21 protein-coding genes and 3 rRNA genes are annotated in these 26983 nt (G+C 49.4%); 22 read left to right on the top strand and 2 right to left on the bottom strand.

Translation table 11 applies throughout. The annotated features are described in order from the left end of the window. The 6 genes from dnaA (at position 1) to gyrB (ending at position 6473) form a co-directional block, all read left to right on the top strand. A complete protein-coding gene (dnaA, locus tag QNH46_RS00005) occupies positions 1-1347 on the top strand; it encodes a chromosomal replication initiator protein DnaA (protein WP_213591803.1) in 1347 nt (448 codons plus the stop codon). Between the two features lie 292 nt (positions 1348-1639). Beyond that, on the top strand, positions 1640-2782 hold the full coding sequence (dnaN, locus tag QNH46_RS00010) for a DNA polymerase III subunit beta (RefSeq protein ID WP_283926417.1): 1143 nt from the start codon (positions 1640-1642) through the stop codon (positions 2780-2782). A 67-nt stretch (positions 2783-2849) separates the two neighbouring features. Next, entirely contained in the window at positions 2850-3065 is a 216-nt protein-coding gene (yaaA, locus tag QNH46_RS00015; RefSeq protein WP_155613244.1) for a S4 domain-containing protein YaaA, read from the top strand. Between the two features lie 66 nt (positions 3066-3131). Then, positions 3132-4244: a DNA replication/repair protein RecF gene (gene recF / locus QNH46_RS00020; RefSeq protein WP_155613243.1), complete on the top strand. Its 1113-nt coding sequence runs from the start codon at positions 3132-3134 to the stop codon at positions 4242-4244. Between the two features lie 16 nt (positions 4245-4260). Then, entirely contained in the window at positions 4261-4509 is a 249-nt protein-coding gene (gene remB, locus QNH46_RS00025; protein WP_155613242.1) for an extracellular matrix regulator RemB, read from the top strand. A 50-nt stretch (positions 4510-4559) separates the two neighbouring features. Then, positions 4560-6473: a DNA topoisomerase (ATP-hydrolyzing) subunit B gene (gene gyrB, locus QNH46_RS00030; RefSeq protein ID WP_283926418.1), complete on the top strand. Its 1914-nt coding sequence runs from the start codon at positions 4560-4562 to the stop codon at positions 6471-6473. 85 nt (positions 6474-6558) lie between these two features. On the opposite strand, the gene QNH46_RS00035 is transcribed toward gyrB, so the two are convergent. Further along, positions 6559-7338: a YheC/YheD family protein gene (locus tag QNH46_RS00035; RefSeq protein ID WP_283926419.1), complete on the bottom strand. Its 780-nt coding sequence runs from the start codon at positions 7336-7338 to the stop codon at positions 6559-6561. A 340-nt stretch (positions 7339-7678) separates the two neighbouring features. Between QNH46_RS00035 and gyrA the strand changes: the two genes are divergently transcribed. From gyrA to QNH46_RS00065, 6 genes are all read left to right on the top strand, one after another. Further along, a complete protein-coding gene (gene gyrA / locus QNH46_RS00040) occupies positions 7679-10243 on the top strand; it encodes a DNA gyrase subunit A (protein ID WP_283926420.1) in 2565 nt (854 codons plus the stop codon). Between the two features lie 432 nt (positions 10244-10675). After that, positions 10676-11785 carry an HD-GYP domain-containing protein gene (locus QNH46_RS00045; protein WP_283926421.1) on the top strand — a complete coding sequence of 370 codons (1110 nt, stop codon included), beginning with the start codon at positions 10676-10678 and terminating at the stop codon, positions 11783-11785. A 283-nt stretch (positions 11786-12068) separates the two neighbouring features. Beyond that, positions 12069-13624 (top strand): 16S ribosomal RNA (locus QNH46_RS00050). Positions 13625-13991: 367 nt separating this feature from the next. Beyond that, positions 13992-16919, top strand: a 23S ribosomal RNA gene (locus QNH46_RS00055). Between the two features lie 138 nt (positions 16920-17057). Continuing rightward, positions 17058-17174 (top strand): 5S ribosomal RNA (rrf, locus tag QNH46_RS00060). Together the 16S, 23S and 5S rRNA genes form the textbook arrangement of a ribosomal RNA operon. A gap of 794 nt (positions 17175-17968) precedes the next feature. Continuing rightward, on the top strand, positions 17969-18397 hold the full coding sequence (locus QNH46_RS00065; RefSeq protein WP_244996894.1) for a hypothetical protein: 429 nt from the start codon (positions 17969-17971) through the stop codon (positions 18395-18397). Positions 18398-18561: 164 nt separating this feature from the next. On the opposite strand, the gene QNH46_RS00070 is transcribed toward QNH46_RS00065, so the two are convergent. Continuing rightward, positions 18562-19029, bottom strand: a complete 468-nt coding sequence (locus QNH46_RS00070; RefSeq protein WP_430691864.1) for a hypothetical protein — start codon at positions 19027-19029, stop codon at positions 18562-18564. 286 nt (positions 19030-19315) lie between these two features. On the opposite strand from QNH46_RS00070, the gene QNH46_RS00075 reads away from it, so the two are divergent. The 10 genes from QNH46_RS00075 to rsmI all read left to right on the top strand — a co-directional run bounded on the left by QNH46_RS00075 (position 19316) and on the right by rsmI (position 26893). After that, positions 19316-19501, top strand: a complete 186-nt coding sequence (locus tag QNH46_RS00075; RefSeq protein ID WP_155613580.1) for a sigma factor G inhibitor Gin — start codon at positions 19316-19318, stop codon at positions 19499-19501. 198 nt (positions 19502-19699) lie between these two features. Then, positions 19700-21232 carry an aminotransferase class I/II-fold pyridoxal phosphate-dependent enzyme gene (locus QNH46_RS00080; RefSeq protein WP_283926423.1) on the top strand — a complete coding sequence of 511 codons (1533 nt, stop codon included), beginning with the start codon at positions 19700-19702 and terminating at the stop codon, positions 21230-21232. Beyond that, positions 21222-21866, top strand: coding sequence for a dTMP kinase (gene tmk / locus QNH46_RS00085; protein ID WP_283926424.1), 645 nt, complete (start codon positions 21222-21224; stop codon positions 21864-21866). Before QNH46_RS00080 ends, tmk begins: the two co-directional genes overlap by 11 nt. An 82-nt stretch (positions 21867-21948) precedes the next feature. Further along, the gene (locus QNH46_RS00090; RefSeq protein ID WP_019640047.1) at positions 21949-22278 is read left to right on the top strand and encodes a cyclic di-AMP receptor DarA; all 330 of its coding nucleotides are present in this window, start codon (positions 21949-21951) and stop codon (positions 22276-22278) included. 58 nt (positions 22279-22336) lie between these two features. Beyond that, entirely contained in the window at positions 22337-22780 is a 444-nt protein-coding gene (locus QNH46_RS00095) for a YaaR family protein (RefSeq protein ID WP_213595329.1), read from the top strand. A gap of 59 nt (positions 22781-22839) precedes the next feature. Beyond that, on the top strand, positions 22840-23814 hold the full coding sequence (holB, locus tag QNH46_RS00100) for a DNA polymerase III subunit delta' (RefSeq protein WP_283926425.1): 975 nt from the start codon (positions 22840-22842) through the stop codon (positions 23812-23814). Positions 23815-23940: 126 nt separating this feature from the next. Then, the gene (locus QNH46_RS00105; RefSeq protein ID WP_155613576.1) at positions 23941-24741 is read left to right on the top strand and encodes a PSP1 domain-containing protein; all 801 of its coding nucleotides are present in this window, start codon (positions 23941-23943) and stop codon (positions 24739-24741) included. Between the two features lie 45 nt (positions 24742-24786). Next, on the top strand, positions 24787-25164 hold the full coding sequence (locus QNH46_RS00110) for an initiation-control protein YabA (protein ID WP_155613575.1): 378 nt from the start codon (positions 24787-24789) through the stop codon (positions 25162-25164). Positions 25165-25229: 65 nt separating this feature from the next. Next, positions 25230-26000 (top strand): tRNA1(Val) (adenine(37)-N6)-methyltransferase, encoded by a 771-nt coding sequence (locus QNH46_RS00115; protein ID WP_283926426.1) that lies wholly within the window; start codon positions 25230-25232, stop codon positions 25998-26000. Then, entirely contained in the window at positions 26000-26893 is an 894-nt protein-coding gene (gene rsmI / locus QNH46_RS00120; protein ID WP_283926427.1) for a 16S rRNA (cytidine(1402)-2'-O)-methyltransferase, read from the top strand. The genes QNH46_RS00115 and rsmI overlap by 1 nt, the downstream gene beginning before the upstream one ends. Positions 26894-26983: the final 90 nt, after the last annotated feature.

The raw sequence follows: 26983 nt of genomic DNA on the forward strand, positions 1-26983 counted from the left end.
GTGGACAGCCATACCTCCGAAATATGGCAGCATATCTTATCTATTATTAATTCCAAGCTAAGCAAACCCAGCTTCGACACCTGGTTCAAGGCAACGAAGGTGGTGTCTCTTACCGACGACTCGATCGTTATATCCGCCCCTACGACGTTTGCCGTAGAGTGGCTGGAGAGCCGGTATACCAAGCTGGTTGCGACAACGGTATATGAATATCTCGACAGGCAGGTCGATGTCTCCTTTGTCATTGAGGAGTCGGCCCCTGCAGAGCAGACCCAGAAGCAGAAGGAGACGCCGGCACCGATCGCGATGGAAGAGCCCATTTCCCACATGCTTAATCCGAAATACACGTTTGACACCTTCGTGATTGGATCGGGCAACCGTTTCGCTCATGCCGCCTCCCTTGCCGTTGCGGAAGCGCCTGCCCGTGCTTATAACCCGCTTTTCCTATACGGCGGCGTTGGTCTCGGCAAGACCCATCTGATGCATGCCATCGGCCACTATATTTTGGAGCATAGTCCCAGCAGCAAAGTGGTTTATATCTCCTCGGAGAAATTTACGAATGAATTCATCAACTCGATTCGGGACAACAGAGCTGAGAGTTTCCGCAATAAATACCGCAATATCGACATTCTGCTCATTGACGATATTCAATTTTTGGCGGGCAAGGAGTCTACACAGGAGGAATTTTTCCATACCTTCAACGCACTGCATGAAGAACGCAAGCAGATTATCATTTCCAGTGATCGGCCGCCAAAGGAAATTCCTACGCTGGAGGAGCGGCTGAGATCACGGTTCGAATGGGGATTGATCACTGATATTCAGCCGCCGGATCTGGAGACGCGGATTGCCATTCTGCGCAAGAAGGCGAAGGCGGAGAATTTAGACATTCCGAATGAAGCGATGATGTACATCGCCAATCAAATCGACACGAACATTAGGGAGCTTGAAGGAGCTTTAATACGGGTTGTTGCCTACTCTTCCCTGATTAACCAGGACGTGACCACCCATCTGGCCGCTGAAGCATTGAAAGACATCATCCCATCCAGTCGTCCCAAAATGATTACCATTCAAGACATTCAGCAAAAAGTCGGCGAATACTATAATTTGAAAATCGAAGATTTCAAAGCGCGTAAAAGAACCAAAGCGATCGCCTTTCCGAGGCAAATCGCCATGTATCTATCGCGGGAGCTTACCGATTTCTCATTGCCGAAAATCGGCGACGCCTTTGGCGGCCGAGACCATACTACCGTCATCCATGCGCATGACAAAATCTCCCAAGCCCTGAAGACCGACCAGGAATTGTACAAAATCGTGAACAACCTGATCGAAAAAATTAAAAATTTATCCTGAATAAGCTTTAAGCCTATGCACATTCTATGCACATGTGGATAGGCTTCATTTCATATAAGTACGGGTGTTATCCACATATTCAGTGCCCCTACTACTTCTTCTATTATTTTATAAAGATATATCATCATAAATAAGCGGCTTAAAGCCGCAAGCGAAACAGAGCCAAAACTTCAACGTTTAACCAAGGCACCGCAAATTCTCACCTTTTTGTCGATATATATTGAAATGTATGCTTTGGGGACAACTTTTATGACATGACTGGCTACATAAAATTTTGTTAGGAGTTGAAATTATGAAAATCCGTATTCTTAAACATGAATTAAACGAATCCATTCAACACGTTTCCAAGGCGATTTCCAGCCGGACAACGATTCCCATATTGACAGGCATCAAGTTAGAGGTAAATTTTCAAGGCATGACTCTAACTGCGAGCGATACTGATATTTCGATTCAAGCCTTCATTCCAGCCGAAGATCACGATAAGCAAATCGTTCAAATCGAACGTCCGGGCAGTGTCGTTTTGCCGGCTAAGTTTTTCGTAGAGATCATTAAGAAGCTTCCTTCTGAAGAAATTGAAATGGAGGTCAAAGAGGGCTTTCAGACCCTTATCCGTTCTGGCTCCACAGATATCCAAATGGTCGGATTAGATCCTGAGGAATTCCCAGTGCTGCCAAGCATCGAAGAGGATCAAGTCATCATGATTCCGGGCGACCTGCTCAAGAACATGATCAAGCAAACGGCTTTTTCAATTTCAACGAACGAAACATCGCCGATCTTGACCGGTATACTCTGGAACTTAAGTGACAGCCATTTTAAATTCGTCGCTACCGACCGTCATCGGCTCGCCAGCCGCACAGCTGTGTTAGCTGATGCTGATAATATCCGGTTCAGCAACATCGTCATCTCGGGGAAAACGCTGAATGAGCTGAGCAAAATTATCCCCGATCAGAACACGATGATCGAAATTGTCGTCGCAGATAATCAAGTGCTGTTTAAAATCGACCGTATATTGTTTTATACCCGTATTTTGGATGGGACATATCCGGATACTTCCAAGATTATTCCGACAACTTATAAAACAGAACTCGTTCTCGATACGAAGAAATTGAGCGATTCTATCGACCGCGCCTATTTGCTCTCCCGTGAGGAGAAGACGAATATTGTTCGCCTGCAAACGATGGATGACGGAACGATCGAAATCTCCTCCAGCTCGTCCGAGCTCGGAAAGGTTACGGAGCAGCTGGACGTCGCCAAATTTGAAGGTGACCCGCTGCGGATTTCTTTTAACTCAAAATATATGCTCGACGTACTGAAGGTGGTAGAGAGCCAGCAGCTGCATATCGGCTTTACGGGCGCCATGAGCCCAATTATTATCAAGCCTTTGGACGACAGCCAAAGCCTGTACCTGATCCTTCCTTACCGCACGACGAATTAATGGCTGATCAGGGTGGGCTTCAAGGTCTTAACGCCAAGCACGATTAAGGGAAAGGAAGAACCTAGACATGAAGACAGTCGGAATATCGACCGAATACATTAAGCTCGATCAGTTTCTGAAGCTGGCGGATTGCGTACCTACGGGAGGCATGGCCAAAGCACTGCTGCAGGAGGCAGCCGTCAAGGTGAACGGCGAACCGGAGGATCGGCGGGGCCGCAAGCTGTATCCCGGGGATACGGTGGATGTGGAAGGATGCGGCGTGTTTCAGGTGGCCAAGCAATAAAGTCCCTTGACTGCATGCCATATTCGTTCATATGGTGCAGCGGGAAGGAAGGGGGCTTAAGACCGCATGTACGTGAATCATCTACGATTGGAGCATTACCGGAACTATACAGCGCTTGAACTGAACGGCTTCGGTAATGTCAATTTGCTAATCGGCCGCAATGCGCAGGGGAAGACTAATTTGCTGGAATCTCTTTTCGTGCTGGCGTTGACCAAATCGCACCGCACTTCGAAGGACAAAGAGCTGATCGCCTTCGGCAGCGACCATGCGGTCATCGCCGCGGAGGTGGAGAAGAAATACGGCACGCTGAACCTGGAGCTCCGCTTGTCCCAGCAGGGAAAAAGGGCCAGGCTAAACAGTCTGGAGCAGCGCAAGCTCAGTGATTTCATCGGCGCCTTGAACGTCGTCATGTTCGCCCCGGAGGATTTGGAGATCGTCAAGGGAACGCCAGGAATTCGCCGACGGTTTCTCGATATGGAAATCGGCCAGGTTCAGCCAAGCTATCTGTTCCATCTTCAGCAGTACCAGAAGGTGCTGATGCAGAGAAACAATTTGCTTAAGCAGGCTTATGGAGCCGGGCCCGAAATGCTGACAATGCTGGAGATTTGGAATGAACAGCTTGCGGAGCATGGTGTTAAAATTATCAAAAGAAGGAAACAATTTATAAGAAAGCTGCAAAAATGGGCGGAGCAGATTCATGAAGGCATCACAGGAGGCCTCGAAAAGCTGGAATTATCCTATTTGCCTTCCTTCGGAGAGGCCGAGGAAGAAGATGAAGCTGTCCTAATGGAGCAATTTATGATAAAGTTATCACAAATGAAAGATCAGGAAATACGCCGTGGCATGACGCTTTCCGGGCCGCACCGCGATGATTTGGCGTTTCATATCAACGGGAACGAAGCTCAGGTATACGGCTCCCAGGGACAGCAAAGAACGACGGCATTGTCGCTAAAGTTAGCAGAAATCGAGTTGATCCATGAAGAGATTGGGGAGTATCCGATCCTTCTGCTCGATGATGTGTTGTCTGAACTTGATCCATATCGGCAAACTCAATTGATCGAGACTTTTCAGAGTAAAGTGCAGACGTTCATCACGGCAACGGGCATTGAGAGCATCAATGCGGGCCGGCTGCAGGACGCCAGCATTTTTCATGTGCAGGAAGGACAAGTCAATTCATAATGGGCGGGGGAAAGAGATGTACATTCACTTAGGTGGTGAGAAAGTAATTCTCTCTTCAGAGCTGGTTGCCATCTTCGATATTTCCATTGAGAAATCCTCGAAGATTTCCAAGCAGTTCGTTAGCCACGCGATCAAGGAGAAGAATGTGCAGCGCATCGGAGAGGAAGAAGCCAAGTCGATCGTAGTGACGAAATCTACGGTCTATTATTCGCCAATTTCTTCCGCGACGCTGAAGAAGAAGGCCAATATATCTTTTGCTATTTAACTGCCCCGCTTTGCGGGGATTTGAATCTATAGAAGTAGGTGAATGAAGGCATGACGATGAACGAACAATCGTATGACGAGAGTCAGATACAGGTGCTCGAAGGCCTGGAGGCCGTTCGTAAGCGGCCCGGTATGTACATTGGTTCAACCAGCTCCCGTGGACTGCACCATTTGGTGTGGGAAGTCGTGGACAATAGTATTGACGAAGCGCTTGCCGGTTATGCAGATACAATCGACGTAACGATTCATCCCGATAACAGCATTACCGTATCGGACAATGGACGCGGCATCCCTGTCGGGGAGCATCCGAAAATGAAGCGCTCTACGCTTGAGGTTGTCATGACTGTCCTGCATGCCGGCGGAAAGTTCGGCGGCGGCGGCTATAAAGTGTCCGGCGGTCTGCACGGCGTCGGCGTATCCGTTGTTAACGCCCTTTCTTCGAAGCTAATCGTCCAGGTACGGCGGGACGGCCATGTATACATGCAGGAATATCATCGCGGCGTACCGCAGTTTGATCTTCGCATCATCGGTGAAGCGGGCGAGCATACCGGAACGAAGACGACATTTTATCCCGATCCGGAGGTTTTCACGGAGACGACGGTATATGACTATAATATTTTGCTGACCCGTATTCGCGAGCTGGCCTTCTTGAACAAAGGCATCAATCTGTCTTTGACGGACGAGCGAACGGGACAATCCGAACGGTTCCACTATGAGGGCGGAATTATCGAATACGTGAAATATTTGAACCAGAACAGGGAAGTTCTTCACGAAGAGCCGATTTATGTCGAAGGACAGCGCGATATGATCGTGGTGGAGGTAGCGCTGCAATACAATGACAGCTATTCGGAGAATATTCACTCCTTCGCGAACAACATCAATACGCATGAAGGCGGGACGCATGAATCCGGTTTTAAGAGCGCATTGACCCGGATTATCAATGATTATGCCCGTAAGAACAATATGATTAAGGATAACGACTCCAACCTGACCGGCGACGATGTGCGCGAGGGCTTGACGGCGATTATTTCTGTCAAAATCCCTGAGCCTCAGTTCGAAGGCCAGACGAAGACGAAGCTTGGGAACAGTGAAGTCCGGGGGATCGTTGAATCGTTATTCGCTGAAAAGCTGCAGGAGTTCATGGAGGAGAATCCAGCCGTCTCACGCCGGGTTCTGGAGAAAGCGCTGCAGGCTTCAAGAGCTCGCGAGGCGGCACGGAAGGCCCGTGAGCTGACGCGCCGGAAGAGCGCGCTGGAAGTAAGCGCACTTCCAGGCAAACTAGCCGACTGCTCCTCTAAGGATGCTTCGATCAGCGAGCTGTACATCGTCGAAGGGGACTCCGCCGGCGGATCAGCCAAGCAGGGACGGGATCGGCATTTCCAAGCGATTCTGCCGCTGCGAGGTAAAATTCTTAACGTAGAGAAGGCCCGTTTGGACCGTATTCTCGGCAATGCGGAAATTCGGGCGATTGTTACGGCGCTAGGGACGGGGATCGGCGAAGAGTTCGATCTTACCAAGGCCCGTTATCACAAGGTGATCATCATGACGGATGCGGACGTTGACGGTGCGCATATCCGTACCTTGCTCTTAACCTTCTTCTTCCGTTACATGCGGAAGCTGATTGAGGCTGGCTATATTTATATCGCACAGCCACCGCTCTTCAAGATTGAGCGGAACAAAACAATACGCTATGCTGGCTCGGAACAGGAGCGCGATGAAATCATTGCTGAGTTCGGCGAGAATGCCAAAGTCAACGTGCAGCGCTATAAGGGGCTAGGCGAGATGAATGCTGAGCAGCTCTGGGAGACAACGATGGATCCCGAGAGCCGTACGATGCAGCAGGTATCCATTTCCGACGCGATTCAGGCCGATGCGATCTTCGATACGCTGATGGGCGATAACGTTGAACCTCGCCGTGATTTCATTAATGAGCACGCTAAGTACGTGACGAATCTGGATATATAAGCAGAATACAAGGTGCTGTCTTATCATGGACAGCACCTTTTTTAGGTGGACAGGTGGTCGTGATTATTATCCGCTCTACCATGCCTTACTTGGCGGATTTAAGCCTTCCGTAGGCTACTGCATATCGGCGGACCTTTTTATAAATCCCCTTGTCTTGCAGCCACTTGAAGGGGAAAAGGGCAGGCTTAGTATTGACCTCGAGGATCCACATCCGGAAATTTTCATCGACGGCAATATCTAGACCGATTTCCTTAAGGCGGGGATACTTGCGCGATAATTGTGATGCTACGCTAACCCCTAGGGCTTTCATTTCCTTGTATAAGTCGGAGAACTGCGAAGGCGTTAAATAGGGACCTAGCAAATCCTCAATTGGCACAACTGTTCCTCCGCTATGATGATTAGTGACGATTTTGTTTGGGGCAGCAACACGGCCAATAAAAGCTGTAGTCTCCCAGGTGTTGTGAGGTGTTTTTTGCACAAGGGCACGGATATCGAATTTTTGGCGCCTATGGGTTAACAGTGATATTCCCTTTTGAATCAAATACGTCTTTTGGCCAATTTTCTCTTTAATGGATTGATGAAGGGCTTCTATGCTCGAATAAGTCTCCGTACGTGTCCCAAACTTCAATTTGTAGGATAGGGCAGCGTTTTCGTCTAGGTCATCCTTCCACTTTTCCACACACATGACGCCCATGCCATAAGTTCCGCAGTCCGGTTTGATGTACACCATATTATGGGCGCCTAACATGTCTTGCAGGTGGATTAGGGAGTACTTGCGGGTATCAGGGATGTAAGGCAGAATATGTTCTTTTTTGTTAAGAGCTTTGGTCTTTTCCCATTTGCTTGCAACTCGTTGAATCGCCAATTGATCATCCTTCCTTTCTCGAAAGGTTGTTGTACATTTTCTTCATGGATGAAAACATAGGACAGCAGAGATAAAAAATGATATAATTATGAGATGTAGGAATCATGTTGGTTCATTGGCGTGTAAAGAAAATGCCTATATCCGTAGTATATGAACGAAAGCAGCAATGGGAGTGGACACATCACTATTTTTCAGTCATAACGGGTAGATTACCGGGAAAACAAATACGTTTAATTGTGCTTAAAATGTGAAAGTAATATAATAGGTACTAGTGGCTTACCGGTTTTTTCAAGGTTTTCCCGAACATAGGCATTTGGATAGAATTTGAAGGAGGTCCAGCATGGCGGAAGAAAAATTTTCGCAAATCATAGATCGGGACATTAATGTGGAAATGCGCGAATCCTTTATGGATTATGCGATGAGCATTATTGTCAGCCGTGCTCTGCCAGATGTTAGGGATGGCTTAAAGCCGGTGCATCGTCGTATTCTATATGCGATGTCCGAGCTTGGGATGTATCCCGATAAGCCGTATAAGAAGTCGGCGAGAATCGTCGGCGAAGTTATTGGTAAATATCATCCGCACGGGGATTCAGCAGTATATGAAACGATGGTCCGGATGGCCCAGGATTTCTCTATGCGTTACATGCTTGTAGAAGGTCACGGCAACTTCGGTTCTATAGACGGTGACTTTGCTGCGGCAATGCGATATACCGAAGCGCGCTTATCCAAGATTGCGATGGAGATGCTGCGCGATATCAATAAAGAAACGATCGATTTCATGCCAAACTATGATGGTGAAGAGCATGAACCGGTCGTGCTTCCGGCACGGTATCCGAACCTGCTCGTCAACGGGGTATCCGGTATTGCGGTTGGTATGGCGACGAATATTCCGCCGCATAATTTAGGCGAGGTCATCGACGGAGTTCAGGCGATGATCAAGAATCCGGATATTGACTCGCTAGAGCTGATGGAGTATATCCAAGGCCCAGATTTCCCTACCGCCGGTTTTATTATGGGACGCTCGGGCATTCGCCAAGCTTATACAACCGGTCGCGGCTCCGTGACCATGCGTGCCAGAACGACGATCGAAGAGAATAACAATAAAGCACGCATTATTGTGGACGAGCTTCCTTACCAAGTAAATAAGGCCAGACTCGTTGAGAAAATCGCTGAACTCGTTCGCGAGAAGAAGATCGACGGAATTACCGATTTGCGGGACGAATCCGACCGTAACGGGATGCGCGTAGTCATTGAGCTGCGCCGTGACGTCAACCCGAATGTCGTGCTGAACAATTTATATAAGCATACGTCCTTGCAGAGTACTTTTGGCATTAACATGCTTGCGATTGTAAACAATGAGCCGAAGATTCTGACCCTTAAGGAAGTTCTTCATCATTATTTGCAGCATCAAGTGGATGTTATTCGCCGCCGGACGGAATTCGAGCTGAAGAAAGCGGAAGCGCGTGCTCATATTCTGGAAGGATTGCGAGTTGCACTTGATAATCTGGATGAGGTCATTGCCCTGATTCGCGGATCGCGTACGACGGAAATTGCCCGTGCAGGGTTAATGGAGCGGTTCGGGCTCAGCCAGGAGCAAGCCCAAGCGATTCTCGATATGCGTCTGCAACGTCTGACTGGCTTGGAGCGCGAGAAGATCGAGGAAGAATATAATGAGCTTCTGCAGAAAATCGCCGAGTATCGCGAGATTCTTGCGAACGAATCACTCGTTCTGCAAATCATCAGCGACGAGCTTCAAGAGATTCGCGAACGCTTTGCCGATCCGCGCCGTACGGAAATCACGGTCGGTGCAGAGAGCATTCTCGATGAGGACTTGATTCCGCAGGAAGATGTTGTCATTACGATTACACACACCGGCTATATCAAACGTCTGCCATTGACCACTTATCGCAGTCAGAAGCGCGGCGGACGGGGTGTCGTGGGTATGGATACGAAGGATAATGACTTCGTGGAGCATCTGTTCGTAACGAATACGCATCATTACTTGATGTTCTTTACGGATCGAGGCAAAGCGTATCGCCTGAAGGCCTACGAAATTCCAGAGCTCGGCCGGACAGCGCGCGGGACGCCGATCATTAACCTAATCCAGATCGAACAAGGGGAGACGGTTAACGCAGTTATTCCGGTAGAGAAGTTCGATGAGGAAAAGTACCTTTTCTTCGCGACACGCCAGGGTATCGTCAAGAAGACGCCACTGGAGGACTATGTCAACATCCGCAGAGGCGGGCTGATCGCCGTGAACCTGCGGGAAGATGATACGCTGATCGACGTAAGACTTACCGATGGCGAGCAAGAAATGATTATGGGGACGGCCCAAGGGATGTCCATTCGTTTCCCGGAAAGCGATGTCCGCTCTATGGGCAGAGCAGCTACCGGGGTGAAAGGCATCACGCTTGATGAGGGAGATACGCTAATCGGTATGGATGTTATCGTCCCTGATCAGGATATCCTGATCGTAACGACCAAAGGTTACGGTAAGCGTACCCCTGTCTCCGAATATCGGATTCAAAGCCGTGGCGGTAAGGGAATCAAGACGATTAACGTTACGGAGAAGAACGGTCCAGTCGTCGGCCTGAAGGTTGTTAAGAATGATGAGGACTTGATGATTATTACCAGCAGCGGTACGCTCATCCGTACGAGCATGGAAGGCATTTCGACCATGGGACGTAATACGCAGGGCGTGAAGCTGATCAATATTCGCGAGGACGATGCTGTTGCTACCGTCTGCCGCTCGGACAAGAGCGAAGAGCAGGACAGTCATGAGAATGATGAGGATAGCCTGGAAGGTGCATTAAGCCCGGAAACGGCAAACGCCGAGGATCATGGCGGGGTAGATGAAGTAGACGAAGCAGATACAAATGGCGACATGGATTCATCCGAAGAATAAACAGGCTGCTTCTCGCAGCATAATTATAATAAGCGGTACCCCGACGGGGTGCCGCTTATTTGTGTTTAAAACAATAAAACAATTTAACTCTCATGTACTTGCACAAATATCGTTCCAAATAGAGAATCTCCAACATAAGCGTCCATCTTCCACATCCCCTTCGCAGGCAATGACATTTGCGATGGAATATGACGATCTGCCCCATTTTTTAACCAACGTAATTTCCTCCTTTTGGTAAATATATGCGGAAAACCATGTTTTGTTAAGCATAAATTTTAAATAATTAACCTATTAAGATATCTTTTATGAAAAGGAGATTGTTGGGGCCATTCAGCCATACTATAATAATGACAATAGTACTATTTTGTTGGTAATTTCTACTAAATACATAGGGAGTATATCCTAAATAGAGAGTTGAGGAGAGAGTGTGGAATGAATAAGATCCCTGTGACAGAACTGAAGCCCGGGTTAAAAATCGTAAGCAACGTATACAGTCCCTTAGGCGGATTATTACTGCAAAAGGGGAAGGTGCTGTTGCCGAGGGATTTGGATATTTTACGCGCATTCCTGATTTCGGCGGTAGAAATCGAGGAGCCTTTTAAATCCTCGAACACGAGTGAGGCTAATACGGCTAAACCCGCTCAGGCGAGAGCAAAGGCGGAAAAGGCCCCCTCGGCTCCTGCAGAGTCAGAAAATGAACATACGATCAGCATGCTTCATCAAGAGTATGACCGGATGCTGCACTTAACGAAAAGTGCCTTCCAGTCCGTATTGGCTGCCGAGCTTCCCATCTATGAGCTGCGACGTCAGTTAGAGGCTTTGCTCAGTCAATTGAAGTATTATAAAGTATTGACGTTTACGCCGCGTAATATGAATGAATATGATTACCTGTACCATAATGCCATTCTTTCTGCAATGACGTCTTATTTACTTGCCCAGTGGCACGGCTTGCCGCAAAAGGATTGGATGCAGGTCGCCTTTGCCGGTCTGCTGCATGACATCGGGAACACGAAGATTGATCCACTCATTCTATATAACCCGAATTCCCTTACGGAGAGCGAAGCCGAAGAAATGCGCATGCATACGACGTACGGATATCAACAACTTCGAAAAACGTCAGCCATCAATGAAGGGGTCCGTCTCACGGCGCTGCAGCATCATGAGAAAATGGACGGTTCCGGATATCCGTTTCATTTGATGGGAGACAAAATACATATTTATGCGAGGATTGTAGCGGTAGCTGATATCTTCCATGCAATGACCCTTAACCGGAGGTACCGGAAAGCACAATCCCCATACTTGGTTCTGGAGCAGCTAAAGTCCGAAGCATTTGGCAAGCTGGATCCGAGTATCGTACAGACCTTCGTCGAAAAGGTTACGCAGTTCCATAATGGCATGAAAGTGCTTCTTAGCAACGGTAAAACGGGTGAGATTGTATTCTCCGACCGCAATCATCCTACCCGGCCGATGGTATCGGTTAACGGTGAAATTTATAATTTGATGCAGGACACCAGTTTGCATATTGAGGAAGTTCTTTCCTAGGCTTGCTTTTAGGATAGGAAATAGGATATAGTAATACTTGCTGCAGAGATAGTAGAGAGAGTTGAGATTTCAGACTTCTAAAAAAGTTTTAAAAAAACTCTTGCAATTATCCGCAGCAAGTGTTATATTATAAGAGTTGCCGCTGAAACAACGGTGACACGCGAAACAAGGTTGATCTTTGAAAACTGAACAACGAGTGAGCGGGTTTCACGGAAGTGAAATCTAAATAATAGAGTCAGATGCAAATCTGATCTCGTCAGATTCAAAATGAGCAAGTCAAACTTTAATGGAGAGTTTGATCCTGGCTCAGGACGAACGCTGGCGGCGTGCCTAATACATGCAAGTCGAGCGGAATTATTTTGGAAGCTTGCTTCCGAAATAATTTAGCGGCGGACGGGTGAGTAATACGTAGGCAACCTGCCTGTAAGACTGGGATAACTGCCGGAAACGGTAGCTAATACCGGATAAATCATTTCGCCGCATGGCGGGATGCTGAAAGACGGAGCAATCTGTCACTTACAGATGGGCCTACGGCGCATTAGCTAGTTGGTGGGGTAATGGCCTACCAAGGCGACGATGCGTAGCCGGCCTGAGAGGGTGAACGGCCACACTGGGACTGAGACACGGCCCAGACTCCTACGGGAGGCAGCAGTAGGGAATCTTCCGCAATGGACGAAAGTCTGACGGAGCAACGCCGCGTGAGTGATGAAGGTTTTCGGATCGTAAAGCTCTGTTGCCAGGGAAGAATGTCTTGGAGAGTAACTGCTCTGAGAGTGACGGTACCTGAGAAGAAAGCCCCGGCTAACTACGTGCCAGCAGCCGCGGTAATACGTAGGGGGCAAGCGTTGTCCGGAATTATTGGGCGTAAAGCGCGCGCAGGCGGTCATTTAAGTCTGGTGTATAAACTCGGGGCTCAACTCCGAGTCGCACTGGAAACTGGGTGACTTGAGTGCAGAAGAGGAGAGTGGAATTCCACGTGTAGCGGTGAAATGCGTAGAGATGTGGAGGAACACCAGTGGCGAAGGCGACTCTCTGGGCTGTAACTGACGCTGAGGCGCGAAAGCGTGGGTAGCAAACAGGATTAGATACCCTGGTAGTCCACGCCGTAAACGATGAATGCTAGGTGTTAGGGGTTTCGATACCCTTGGTGCCGAAGTTAACACATTAAGCATTCCGCCTGGGGAGTACGGTCGCAAGACTGAAACTCAAAGGAATTGACGGGGACCCGCACAAGCAGTGGAGTATGTGGTTTAATTCGAAGCAACGCGAAGAACCTTACCAGGTCTTGACATCCCTCTGACCGGCGCAGAGATGTGCCTTTCCTTCGGGACAGAGGAGACAGGTGGTGCATGGTTGTCGTCAGCTCGTGTCGTGAGATGTTGGGTTAAGTCCCGCAACGAGCGCAACCCTTAGGTTTAGTTGCCAGCACATGAAGGTGGGCACTCTAGATCGACTGCCGGTGACAAACCGGAGGAAGGTGGGGATGACGTCAAATCATCATGCCCCTTATGACCTGGGCTACACACGTACTACAATGGCCAGTACAACGGGAAGCGAAACCGCGAGGTGGAGCGAATCCTATCAAAGCTGGTCTCAGTTCGGATTGCAGGCTGCAACTCGCCTGCATGAAGTCGGAATTGCTAGTAATCGCGGATCAGCATGCCGCGGTGAATACGTTCCCGGGTCTTGTACACACCGCCCGTCACACCACGAGAGTTTACAACACCCGAAGTCGGTGAGGTAACCGCAAGGGGCCAGCCGCCGAAGGTGGGGTAGATGATTGGGGTGAAGTCGTAACAAGGTAGCCGTATCGGAAGGTGCGGCTGGATCACCTCCTTTCTATGGAGAATCGTCTTCTGTAACGAAGACATTCAAATATTACGGACGACGAAAGTCGCCGGATGCTCACTCGTTGGTCAGTTTTGAGAGTTCAACTCTCAAACACCTCGTTACTTTAGGTCAACACGGTTCGTGAACGATCCGAAAGTAAACGAGATTGATCCTTGAAAACTGGATAACGAAACGAAATTTGCGTTTTAGAAAATTCCTTTTAGCTGAAACTTGTGTCTAAACAAGTAAGTGAAAAGTGGCTAGCGTAGGTTTTGAGACTGAAGATCCTTTGTGAGACGATTTCTACCTTGTATGAATTTACTTGATCAAGAAATCGGCGAACAACAGAGCGCCAGGCGCAAAACCGAAGCATTATGGTTAAGCTACTAAGAGCACACGGAGGATGCCTAGGCGCTAGGAGCCGAAGAAGGACGTGGCGAACAACGAAACTGCCTCGGGGAGCTGTAAGCAAGCTTTGATCCGGGGGTGTCCGAATGGGGAAACCCGGCTGTGTTCATACGCAGTCACTCACATCTGAATACATAGGGTGTGAAGAGGCATACCAGGGGAACTGAAACATCTAAGTACCCTGAGGAAGAGAAAACAAAAGTGATTCCGTCAGTAGCGGCGAGCGAACGCGGATTAGCCTAAACCAGAGAGCTTGCTCTCTGGGGTTGTGGGACGTCTCACACGGAGTTACAAAGGAACCGATTAGACGAACAGGTCTGGAAAGGCCGGCCATAGAAGGTAAAAGCCCTGTAATTGAAAGTCTGTTCCCTCCGAGACGGATCCCGAGTAGTGCGGGGCACGTGAAACCCCGTATGAATCTGCCAGGACCATCTGGTAAGGCTAAATACTCCCTAGCGACCGATAGTGAAGCAGTACCGTGAGGGAAAGGTGAAAAGCACCCCGGGAGGGGAGTGAAAAAGAACCTGAAACCGTGTGCTTACAAGAAGTCAGAGCCCTATTTATGGGTGATGGCGTGCCTTTTGTAGAATGAACCGGCGAGTTACGTTCCCGTGCAAGGTTAAGGTGAAGAGCCGAAGCCGCAGCGAAAGCGAGTCTGAATAGGGCGATTGAGTACGTGGACGTAGACCCGAAACCGGGTGATCTACCCCTGTCCAGGGTGAAGGTGCGGTAACACGCACTGGAGGCCCGAACCCACGTATGTTGAAAAATGCGGGGATGAGGTGGGGGTAGCGGAGAAATTCCAATCGAACTCGGAGATAGCTGGTTCTCCCCGAAATAGCTTTAGGGCTAGCCTCGGTGAATAGAGTCGTGGAGGTAGAGCACTGATTGGGTGCGGGGCCCGCCAAGGGTTACCAAGCTCAGTCAAACTCCGAATGCCATAGACTTATAACCGGGAGTCAGACAGTGAGTGCTAAGATCCATTGTCAAGAGGGAAACAGCCCAGACCATCAGCTAAGGTCCCCAAGTGTGTGTTAAGTGGGAAAGGATGTGGAGTTGCACAGACAACCAGGATGTTGGCTTAGAAGCAGCCACCATTTAAAGAGTGCGTAATAGCTCACTGGTCGAGTGACTCTGCGCCGAAAATGTAACGGGGCTAAACACACCACCGAAGCTATGGCTTGATGCTTTGCATCAGGGGTAGGGGAGCGTTGTATGCGGATTGAAGTTGGACCGGAAGGACTGGTGGACTGCATACAAGTGAGAATGCCGGTATGAGTAACGAAAAGATCAGTGAGAATCTGATCCGCCGAAAGCCCAAGGTTTCCTGAGGAAGGTTCGTCCGCTCAGGGTAAGTCGGGACCTAAGGCGAGGCCGAAAGGCGTAGTCGAAGGACAACAGGTTGAAATTCCTGTACCACCGTAATCCGTTATGAGCGATGGGGTGACGCAGTAGGGTAGTGACGCGAGCTGATGGATGCTCGTCCAAGCAGTGAGGCTGATGTGTAGGCAAATCCGCACATCGTAAGGCTGGGCTGTGATGGGGAGGGAAAATTTACAGTACCGAAGGTCATGATCTCACACTGCCAAGAAAAGCCTCTAGCCAGGAGAAGGTGCCCGTACCGCAAACCGACACAGGTAGGCGAGAAGAGAATTCTAAGGCGCGCGGAAGAACTCTCGTTAAGGAACTCGGCAAAATGACCCCGTAACTTTGGGAGAAGGGGTGCCCCGGTAGTGTGAATAGCACGAGGGGGCCGCAGTGAAAAGGCCCAAGCGACTGTTTAGCAAAAACACAGGTCTGTGCGAAGCCGTAAGGCGAAGTATACGGGCTGACGCCTGCCCGGTGCTGGAAGGTTAAGGGGAGCGGTTAGGGGTAACCCGAAGCTGTGAACCGAAGCCCCAGTAAACGGCGGCCGTAACTATAACGGTCCTAAGGTAGCGAAATTCCTTGTCAGGTAAATTCTGACCCGCACGAATGGCGTAACGACTTGGGCGCTGTCTCAACGAGAGATCCGGTGAAATTTTAATACCTGTGAAGATGCAGGTTACCCGCGACAAGACGGAAAGACCCCATGGAGCTTTACTACAGCTTGATATTGAACTTTGATGCGATTTGTACAGGATAGGTGGGAGCCTAGGAATCCGGAGCGCCAGCTTCGGTGGAGGCGCCGTTGGGATACCACCCTGATCGTATCGAAGTTCTAACCTGGGACCGTGATCCGGTTCGGGGACAGTGTCAGGTGGGTAGTTTGACTGGGGCGGTCGCCTCCTAAAGAGTAACGGAGGCGCCCCAAGGTTCCCTCAGAATGGTTGGAAATCATTCGCAGAGTGCAAAGGCAAAAGGGAGCTTGACTGCGAGACTGACAAGTCGAGCAGGGACGAAAGTCGGGCTTAGTGATCCGGTGGTACCGCATGGAAGGGCCATCGCTCAACGGATAAAAGCTACCCTGGGGATAACAGGCTTATCTCCCCCAAGAGTCCACATCGACGGGGAGGTTTGGCACCTCGATGTCGGCTCATCGCATCCTGGGGCTGAAGTAGGTCCCAAGGGTTGGGCTGTTCGCCCATTAAAGCGGTACGCGAGCTGGGTTCAGAACGTCGTGAGACAGTTCGGTCCCTATCTGTCGTGGGCGTAGGAAATTTGAGAGGAGCTGTCCTTAGTACGAGAGGACCGGGATGGACGCACCGCTGGTGCACCAGTTGTTCCGCCAGGAGCATAGCTGGGTAGCTACGTGCGGATGGGATAAACGCTGAAAGCATCTAAGCGTGAAGCCCTCCTCAAGATGAGATTTCCCAATTAGTAAGACCCCTTGAAGACGACGAGGTTGATAGGCCTGAGGTGGAAGTGCAGCAATGTATGGAGCTGACAGGTACTAATCGGTCGAGGGCTTATCCAAATAACACCCCAAAAAGTGAAGCGGAGGCTTCGAGGAGTATACCGAATACTTTTCGGGGGCCCCGGTGAACCAAGTAAGGGCTAACACGCAAATGAAGTTTCGTATCCAGTTTTCAGGTGATCAAGTCATCTGAGCACGTTTGGTGGCAATGGCGGAGGGGTTCCACACGTACCCATCTCGAACACGACCGTTAAGCCCTCCAGCGCCGATGGTACTTGGACCGCAGGGTCCTGGGAGAGTAGGACGTCGCCAAGCGAAGAACCACTGCCGATCATCCGGTGGTGGTTTTTATTTTTTCTTTTAAGTGTTTTAAGGCTGACTTGTTAGAGAAGTACGCCGAAAACAACGTATTTCTTAGTATAAAAAGAGAACTATGGGCTGAAATGTGATAGATGACAAGTTTGATGATCAGAAGAACCATTAGGTTTTTGGGCATGAACTGAATTACTACTGTAGCTCCAGCGTACTCCATGAAGGGTCCTTCCCTTTGGGGTAAGGTGGGTACTAATACTAACTTCTACGTATCTACATGTATTTTATACAGTTGGTTCACTCAATTTAGGCGAATCGGAGATAACTAACTGGATACCATACATTTAGTTGTAGACTATGACGAGAATTGAAATGAATTGGCTAACTAACTGTAGGATTGCAATTAGTAGGAGTTTTTCTGGAAAAGGGGCTAAGTAACTGTATAAATTGCATCTAGCCGCCAAATTCGCTCCCTCACAAAAGACAGATGCCTGAGCAGGGGAATTGATACGTCCACAAAGGTGGGCGACAAGCCAAATAGAGCCAGAAATCAACTCAAAAAAATGAATAAAAGCAGATGCCCATATAGGAATTAAGAAAAATCCCGGCTTCTTCACATTTAATTGTTCGTTTTAATGTAACCTTTTTGTTACCGACAAGGTACAGACTGGCGTTATAATGAGAATGGTAGATTATCGCCTAGGAAATTTAGCCTATCTTTTGCAATTGTTATGTTCCATAAATATCAATATTATCCGAGTAATATAGTATGTTAGGTCAGGTAAGGAGGAAAAAACATGCGGCTAAGAGGAAGAGGATATTCCTTATGCTTCATGGGGTTAGTCTGGGTGATTCTGCTCACCATTACAGGCTGTGCATCTTCCACACCTTCTTGGACGAAATTTGAAGGCTCGGTTGTCGAGAAGAGCTTCCCTGTTCCTGGGGAAGCCAGTATTACGGAAACAGCGCTTAATAATTCCAGAATGGATTACGTCCATTATTCGTTATCGGGAATTAAAGAGTCCGATAGCGTGCCGGCGGAGTATCAGCAGGCGATTAGTGAATGGGGTTGGACGGAACAAGAGGATCAGAATTCAGGAACGACTCATGTATACAAGAAAGATAAAGTTATCGTTCAACTAACAATTCATGATAATTCGTTTACCGTGCTGGTGCCGAAGCAGGATAGGAAGACCGTAATACAAGGTCTGGAGAGCAGTCAGTAGCAGCTTTATAATCCGGCAGGATGAAGCATATGAAATATAGGAGTTGGCGTATCGGCCTGTTTCCTGCATCACTGCAGGAAACAGGTTTTTTTATTATCGAGGTAAACAGAATAATGATGAGTGGATTTCAACATGGTATATATGTAAAGCCATTGAGAATTGCTCTAAGGCATGTAGTAGGAAATGTCTTCTTCGTTAAATTTGATCATGCCTTCTTTAGGTTGGTTGTTGAAGCCAAATAGGGGATAAAGCCGCGGTGCTGTACTCCATGCATGCCAGAAAAACAAAGAAAATACAAAAGATATCGGAGACCAAGGAATCATAATACCGATTATGACTAGGCCGATCCACGAGGTATGAATTTGTACCCGTCGATATACCGAGTAGGAGACATATTGATCCGGCATATAACCGATCCAGGGCAAACGTCGGGTAAAACGCCAGCGTTTGCGGTACGTGCTATGTTGAATGACAAGTACGGATCGGGCTATTACATATTGAATCCAAAGGGCAATTGGGATTGCCAGCAGGAAGAAAAATATGCTCGTCCAAGTGAAGAGGACAATTTCTGCCGCAAGCCATATCAATGGAAGCGTCATCAGACTATAGACCAGGGTTTTGGGTATTACCAATTTCTTGAGAAGTCTATAGTGGTAAAACGTTGCATTCGTGCCGGATTCAGCGGGCATCGATATATTCAACCCTCCTTGGGAAAAAAGTAAATAGATAAGCCTTCAAAGAGGCATGCTCTTACTAATATATCGGCAGAAAAAAAGAATATTTTATGTTTGTGGCGTACAAACACCACTGCATCAAGCTTTGCATATACATATATAGTAAGAAGTGTACTATGAAAGGGTTTAAAATAATAGAACATGTGTCATACTGATAGTAAAATAAATCAAGGTGGGATTGCGGATGGATGAACATGCGCATCATACATGCATAATATGCGGTGAGCATAAATCGGAAGGTATTCATATTGTGTCGGAATTCATATGCGATGCTTGTGAGGCGGAAATGGTCCACACAGATGTTCAAGAGGAGAAATATCACTTTTTCATCCATCGAATGAAGCAGATATGGGTGCAGAAGAATGCATAGTATTCATAGTTAAGGACCTGCTGAAGTGTGTGGCGGGTCCTTTTGTATGTTGCCCTAAGCGCAAGAGAAGCGTTAAAATGAAGTGATACCCTGTAAATAAGAAATCCGAAGGTATGATGTTTTGTTAATGGGTACGGGTTTCACCTTGCCTTATCAAAGGGTAAGTAAAGTCAATTTATTCGGAAGGACCAGATATATATGTCTGACAGTGTGAAGCAAGGTGCTCCCTTATACGAGGCCCTGCTTCGGTACAAAGAGGCGAAGCTTGCTTCTTTTCATGTCCCGGGCCATAAAGATGGCCAAGCCTACAGAGTCGGCAGCAGTAATCCTGCGGTGGAGCTGGCCCAGGTTATGGAAATTGATGTGACGGAAATTACCGGAACGGACGATCTTCATCACCCTGAGGGAGTAATCAAGGAGGCGCAGCAGAGGGCTGCCTCCTTGTTCGGAGCCGAGGAGACGTATTTCCTTGTCGGCGGCAGTACAGCCGGCAATCTGGCACTCATCCTGAGCGTGTGCACCGCTCCAGGCGACGTGCTGCTTGTGCAGCGCAATGTGCATAAATCCGTCATTCACGGATTGATGCTAGCGCAAGCACAAGCGGTGTTCCTTGCGCCGCAGCTGCACGGCGCAAGCGGGCTCGCTACCATCCCGTCCGTAGAGACGGTGCGTGAGGCCCTGCGCCGGTATCCCGGCGCGAAGGGGCTGCTCGTCACGCACCCGAACTACTACGGGATGGGCACATCGCTGGCAGAGCTGGCGAAGCTCTGCCACGCTCACGGCGTGCCGCTGCTCGTCGACGAGGCACACGGCGCCCACTATGGGCTGCACCCGGCCTTGCCGGTGTCCGCGTTAGCCCAGGGCGCCGATGGCGTCGTGCAGTCGACGCACAAGATGCTCGCCGCCCTCACGATGGGCGCGATGCTGCACGTGCAGGGCTGCCTGCTTGATCGCAGCCTGCTGCGTCAGCGGCTTGCGATGGTGCAGAGCTCCAGCCCTTCGTATCCGATCATGGCATCGCTTGATCTGAGCCGCCATCTGCTGGAGCAGCAGGGGCACGCCGCATTTAGCGAAGGCCTATCAGCGGCGGACTGGCTGCGCCAGGCGATCCAATCTGAACTGCCCCGCTTTGGTATCGTACAGACGGGCGCCAGCGGAGAAGATGCTGCATATACTACACAAGATCCGTTCAAACTTGTACTTTACGATGCAGCCGGATTCTGGAGCGGTTACGAACTGCAGGCGAAGCTAGAGGCGGCGAACTGCATCCCGGAAATGAGTGATGAACGATATGTGGTTCTGGCGCTGAGTCTGGGGACAACAAGAGAGGATACTGAACGCTTATACCATGCGCTGCAGAGCATGGCGGGAGAGGAGTCTTTTACCTTGGCCCCTGTTTCCACGTGGAACATTGCGAACGACCTGGGAGACAGAGTGTCCAATCCAGTGCCATTTACGATCCAGCCGCGATCCCAGGAAGAAATCGAAGCCGTAGTAGTAGAGAATAGTCTGGGCCGAATCGCAGCGGAAATGATCATTCCTTATCCACCGGGCATTCCTCTGTTTTATCCGGGAGAGGCCATTTCGGAGAAAGCGCTGCGGCGCTTACAAGGGCTGCGGCAATCCGGGGCTAAATGTCAGGGAGCTGCGGATTCTCAGCTGAATACGATTTTGGTTTATAAACATCTCCATAAAGAGCAAACAGAAGGCGGGAATACCGATGAAAAGTAAAGGATTGTTTATTACGCTAGAGGGCGGGGAAGGCTCAGGCAAAACGACGATGCTGCAGCTGCTCAGCTCGCTGCTCAAGGAGCAAGGCATTCCATGTCTGACAACGAGGGAGCCAGGCGGAATTGTGATTGCCGAGAAAATTCGCGAGGTTATCTTAGCGCCGGAGCATACGGCCATGGATGCACGAACCGAAGCACTGCTCTATGCGGCGGCCCGGAGGCAGCATTTGGCGGAGAAGGTGGAGCCTGCACTCGATGAGGGAACCGTCGTGCTATGCGACCGCTTCATCGACAGCAGTCTGGCTTATCAAGGCTATGCCAGGGGCCTTGGCATTGATGAGGTGCTGGCAATCAACAGCTTTGCGACCGGCGGCCGTTTTCCCGATCTGACATTCTACATGGATATCCAGCCGGAAGAAGGATTGGCAAGAATCGCTGCAGGTGAAGGACGCGAGGTTAACAGGTTGGATTTGGAGAGCCTGGAATTCCACCATAAAGTGAGGGAGGGCTACCGCATAGCCGCACAGATGTATCCACAGCGGATCATCACGATCGATGCCTCCAGGACGCTGCAGGAGGTCAGCGAGGAAATGAAGAGCTATCTTTTGGCAGCATTAAAGGAATTTGCAGTATGATTGTCAAATATAAATGTATTCGGTTTCGTAAGCCGGATGCGAACCAATTTTGCGATATTCTAAAATACGAGGAGGGGCTGCAATGAAACTGATCATTGCCATTATCCAAGATAAAGACAGCAATCGTCTATCCAGTGCGCTCGTGAAGGAAAATTATCGGGCGACGAAGCTAGCAAGTACCGGCGGATTTTTGCGGGCAGGGAATACGACGTTTATGATCGGGGTAGATGACAATCAGGTTGAATCCGTATTGAATGTCATCCGCAGCAGCTGCAAAGTCCGTGAACAGCTTGTCACGCCAGTGACGCCGATGAGCGGAACGACCGATTCGTATTTGCCGCTGCCGGTTGAGGTGCAGGTTGGTGGGGCCACCGTCTTCGTACTGCCGGTAGACCGCTTCGAACATTTTTAGAGGCGGCTCCAGATTTAAAGACCATTATTGAAATAAATGAAGATAGGCTGTGAATGTAATGAAGATAGGTCCGGGATTCAGGCCGCTGAACAATGGCATTGGAATCAATGACAATACTGCAAAACCGGTACAATCCAAATCATTCTCCGACGTCATGCAGCACCAGGGCGAGCGAGCCTCCCAGGAGGAATTGAATCGCCGCTTTAAGGAGATTCAGCTTCAGGGTGACCGCCTGGCCCGGTCCATGACCATTCGCGAGCTGAAGGCATATCGTCTTCTTGTCAAAAGATTTATGGAAGACACGGTACGGCGCGGCGTAGGCATGAAGGATTCCAGGGGCTGGGATCGCCGCGGTCGAGGCAAGCGCTATAAGCTGCTGGACGAAATCGACGCAGCTTTGCTGGAGATGGCTGATGAGCTTCTGGAGACGGAGCAGGGGAAAATTGAGCTGCTTCAGAAAATGGGCGAGATCAGAGGCATGCTGATCAATCTTTGTTTTTAGTTTCTTAACAAGAAGCATAATTAAGATGTGAATCGACTTAATAAGGAATGAAATCGCAAATGTCATTTGAGCAAATTTTGGGGCAGGATACGGCTAAGGCACTGCTGCAAAGTGGTCTTCGCCGCAACCAGATATCGCATGCCTATATATTCAGCGGGCCCCCGGGAAGCGGACAGAAGGAGATGGCGATGGCATTCGTACAGGCGCTGTTCTGCACGGAGGACGGCGAGGATGCTTGCGGGGAATGCTTGGAATGCCGTAAAGTATTGCATGGCAATCATCCCGATCTCCATTATATCGCTCCTGAGGGCTCGACCATCAAGATTGATCAAATCCGCGACTTACAGCGGATTTTCTCATATCGTTCGGAAGGCGGGAATCCGAAGGTTTATATTATCGACGAGTCGGAGAAAATGACCGTTCAGGCTTCGAACAGCTTGTTGAAGTTTCTGGAGGAGCCGCCGTCTCCGGCCGTGGCCATTTTGTTGTCGGATAACGGACGGGCCCTGCTTCCGACCATTCAATCCCGGGCACAGTGGGTGCCATTTACGCCGCTGGATCCGGAACAAATGCTCCAGATTTTATCAAACGAGGGGTTTCCGCCCACTTTGGTGAGGTGTGCCGTTCATTTGGCTGCAGGACTGGGTCCATGCCGCGAGCTTCTACAGCAGAATTGGTTTGCAGAAATTAGAAACGTAGTGTTACAATTAGGGAAGGAAGCCTCAGGACGTGGAGGGACTCCTTTAATTACAGCGCAGCAGACTATTTTCAAGGCTGGCCTCAGCGATCATTTGGACATGTTGTTTAATCTTTTCCATTTGTGGTTTAAGGACATGCTCCATGCGCTCTATCGCCGGCATGACCGGATTGTTTTCATAGATGAGCTGGATTTCATCAATCGGCATGCTTCCAGCCGTAGTCAGGAGCATTGGATTCAGGCCATGGCGCTGGCGGCGGAGAGCCGGAAGAAGCTAAGACAGAATATGAATGGCCAGCTTTGCGTAGAGCAGTTTTTAATTGGCGTTGAAGGATAATTATAGAGATACAGACCTGATGGACGACGCCGGAACTTGCAGTAAACTTTCTCCCATGCAATAACAGGGATTTATTTGAAAGGTCACATATTTATTAGTGCCAGTGCTAGACGAGGGGGTAAGTTTTTGTACACTGTAGTAGGTGTCCGTTTCAAGAAAGCGGGCAAAATATATTATTTCGATCCTTTGGAGCTTCCGGTTGAGAAGGAACAGAGCGTCATCGTTGAGACGGCGCGCGGGATCGAGTACGGCAAGGTTGTCGTCGGGAAGAAGCAGGTTGGAGAAACGGATGTCGTTCTTCCGCTGAAGAAGGTCATTCGGATTGCAGACGATGCTGACGCCCGTGTTGTGGAAGAGAACAAGCTTGCGGCAAAGAATGCTTTTGCCACTTGTTTAAATAAAATCAAAGATCATGATCTCAAAATGAAGCTGGTCGATGTCGAGTTTACATTTGACCGCAACAAAATCATTTTTTATTTCACGGCTGAAGGCCGGGTCGATTTCCGTGAACTCGTTAAGGATTTGGCCAGTATCTTTCGTACGCGGATCGAGCTTCGCCAAATCGGAGTCCGGGATGAAGCCAAGATGCTCGGCGGGATCGGTCCATGTGGACGCATCCTATGCTGTTCGTCCTGGCTGGGCGACTTTGAGCCCGTATCGATCAAGATGGCTAAGGATCAGAGCTTGTCGCTGAACCCGACAAAGATTTCCGGGCTTTGCGGAAGACTGATGTGCTGCTTGAAATTTGAGCATGATAACTACGAGAGTGTGAAGGAAGAGCTGCCGTCGGTAGGCAAGATGGTCGTTACTTCGCTTGGTGAAGGGAAAGTCGTGGGGCTGAATGCGGGCTCGCGTTCGGTTCATGTGCAATTATTTGAAATAGGTAAGGTCAAGGAACTTCCTTTAGATGATGTTGTCGTTAAATAATGAGTTTTCATGATAGAACTTTAGAGATGACTCTGGGGTGGGAACTTGGAGAATAAAGATATTTTTACGCATATGCAGGCGCTGGATGCACAAATGGGAACCGTTCACGGCGAATTGAGCAAGCTGATGCTCGAGGTGAAAAAGCTAGTGGAAGAGAATCAGCAGCTTCGACTGGAGAATGAGCAATTACGCAAGATTTTAAAGCGGGAGTCCACCGAAGGGCGCCTTCCGTTATCTCCAGACCAAGGCGAATCCACCTTGCCAGAAGGCAAGGAGCCGCCAGAAGCGATTGATATTGTCGGGGAAGGGTATGACAATCTCGCACGTCTGTATCATGAGGGATTCCATATTTGCAACGTGTATTATGGACATTTACGAACGGAAGGCGATTGCCTGTTCTGTTTGTCTTTTCTGAATAAATAAGCAAAGCCGTAGGAGCTTCCTACGGTTTTTTTCAATCACCTGTTCAAAAGAAAGGCGAGTATATAATGACGAAAGGCCAATTGCCGATGGAAATACCTTTATACGGAAAAGAAAGATTGGATGATCTGCTGACGCATCATTTACGGATTATTCAAAGTGACGAGGTGTTCAGCTTCTCTATGGATGCCGTACTGCTGGCCCGGTTTGCAGCCGTACCGAAGCGGGGTAAAATCATTGATCTATGCACGGGCAATGGCGTGATTCCACTGCTGCTGTCCACGCGTACGGAGGCGCAGATCGAGGGAATTGAAATACAGCCCCGGCTTGCGGATATGGCGCGCCGCAGCATACAGCTGAATGCTCTGCAGGATCGGGTCACCATCCGTGAGGGAGACCTGAGGGAGCTTGTACAACAGACAGGGCACGGTGCGTACGATGCACTGACGGTGAATCCGCCTTATATGCCGCTGACCGGCGGGGATTTGAAGCTGAATCGGCATCAAGCCATTGCCAGGCATGAGATTCACTGCACGCTGGAGGAGGTCATCAGCTCCTCCATGAGACTGCTGCGAACCGGGGGCAAACTGTCGATGGTGCACAAGCCCCAGCGGCTAGGTGAAATTATGACGCTTCTACGGCAATATCGACTTGAGCCTAAGATTATTCGCTTCGTTCATCCGCGGGCAGGCATGGAGGCGAACATGGTGCTTATTGAAGCACTGCGTGATGGCAAGCCGGATGTAAGGGTACTGCCGCCGCTGATCGTATATGAGGAGAATGGGGAATACTGCAAAGAAATATACGAAATATATTACGGGTCAAAAGAGGGAAAATGATGAGTGTAAAGGTGCAGAGAAGCTTCGCCGAGCAGCAGCAGGGTCAACTATCCGGCTGTGGAACGCTCTATTTGGTCGCCACGCCGATCGGTAACCTGGAGGATATGACTTATCGGGCAGTGCGCATACTGCGGGAAGCGGATATTATCGCGGCAGAGGATACGAGACAGACGAGAAAGCTGCTGTCCCATTTCGAAATTACGCCGGGCAAGCTGCTGAGTTACCATGATCATAATCGGGTGGCTAGTGGACCGGAACTGATACGCTTTATAATAGAAGGAAAAAATTTGGCTCTCGTCAGCGATGCCGGTCTGCCTGCCATTTCCGACCCTGGGAGCGACCTGGTGAAGCTGGCGATCGAGGCGGGAATATCCGTTGTACCTGTGCCGGGAGCAAATGCGGCTTTATCGGCCTTAATCGTTTCCGGTCTGCCTACGGACAGTTTCAAATTTATTGGCTTTCTTCCCAGGGAACAGAGGGAGCGGGATGAAATACTTCATATGCAGCAGGAGGAACAGAGCACATTGTTATTTTACGAATCCCCGCATCGTCTGATCAAAACTCTGGAATCCATGCTCGCTGTTCTAGGGAACCGGAGAGTAGTTCTGGCTCGTGAGCTGACGAAACGCTTTGAGGAAATGGCCCGGGGAACGGTCGAGGCATGTCTAGAATGGCTGGAGGAGCATCCGCCGATGGGGGAATATTGCATTGTAGTGGACGGAGCTGACCCAGGGGAGCTTGAAGAGAAGCGGAACGCCTGGTGGCAATCTCTATCTATCCATGATCATGTGTTACACTACGAAGAGGAAGGGTTATCCCGAAAGGAGGCAATGAAGAAGACCGCGCAGGATCGGGGGGTATCCAAGAGGGATATTTATCAGTCGTTGATATAGCGATGGGTGGCAAAATGACCAAAATATAGGCAAAAAATAGGGGAGCACAAAAAAAGGGGGCCTTCATTCGGCCGGGTTCAAGCCGAAGAA

Origin of the sequence: Paenibacillus woosongensis, from assembly GCF_030122845.1 — a bacterium.
Taxonomy (GTDB): domain Bacteria; phylum Bacillota; class Bacilli; order Paenibacillales; family Paenibacillaceae; genus Fontibacillus; species Fontibacillus woosongensis_A.

Bases quoted from the DNA above. Each gene is read 5' to 3' on its own strand.
- QNH46_RS00075 (WP_155613580.1), top strand. From the start codon at position 19,316: ATGGATGAACATGCGCATCATACATGCATAATATGCGGTGAGCATAAA.
- tmk (WP_283926424.1), top strand. From the start codon at position 21,222: ATGAAAAGTAAAGGATTGTTTATTACGCTAGAGGGCGGGGAAGGCTCA.
- gyrB (WP_283926418.1), top strand. From the start codon at position 4,560: ATGACGATGAACGAACAATCGTATGACGAGAGTCAGATACAGGTGCTC.
- remB (WP_155613242.1), top strand. From the start codon at position 4,261: ATGTACATTCACTTAGGTGGTGAGAAAGTAATTCTCTCTTCAGAGCTG.
- QNH46_RS00065 (WP_244996894.1), top strand. From the start codon at position 17,969: ATGCGGCTAAGAGGAAGAGGATATTCCTTATGCTTCATGGGGTTAGTC.
- QNH46_RS00095 (WP_213595329.1), top strand. From the start codon at position 22,337: ATGAAGATAGGTCCGGGATTCAGGCCGCTGAACAATGGCATTGGAATC.
- gyrA (WP_283926420.1), top strand. From the start codon at position 7,679: ATGGCGGAAGAAAAATTTTCGCAAATCATAGATCGGGACATTAATGTG.
- rsmI (WP_283926427.1), top strand. From the start codon at position 26,000: ATGAGTGTAAAGGTGCAGAGAAGCTTCGCCGAGCAGCAGCAGGGTCAA.
- yaaA (WP_155613244.1), top strand. From the start codon at position 2,850: ATGAAGACAGTCGGAATATCGACCGAATACATTAAGCTCGATCAGTTT.
- holB (WP_283926425.1), top strand. From the start codon at position 22,840: ATGTCATTTGAGCAAATTTTGGGGCAGGATACGGCTAAGGCACTGCTG.
- QNH46_RS00090 (WP_019640047.1), top strand. From the start codon at position 21,949: ATGAAACTGATCATTGCCATTATCCAAGATAAAGACAGCAATCGTCTA.
- QNH46_RS00115 (WP_283926426.1), top strand. From the start codon at position 25,230: ATGACGAAAGGCCAATTGCCGATGGAAATACCTTTATACGGAAAAGAA.
- dnaN (WP_283926417.1), top strand. From the start codon at position 1,640: ATGAAAATCCGTATTCTTAAACATGAATTAAACGAATCCATTCAACAC.
- QNH46_RS00045 (WP_283926421.1), top strand. From the start codon at position 10,676: ATGAATAAGATCCCTGTGACAGAACTGAAGCCCGGGTTAAAAATCGTA.
- QNH46_RS00080 (WP_283926423.1), top strand. From the start codon at position 19,700: ATGTCTGACAGTGTGAAGCAAGGTGCTCCCTTATACGAGGCCCTGCTT.
- recF (WP_155613243.1), top strand. From the start codon at position 3,132: ATGTACGTGAATCATCTACGATTGGAGCATTACCGGAACTATACAGCG.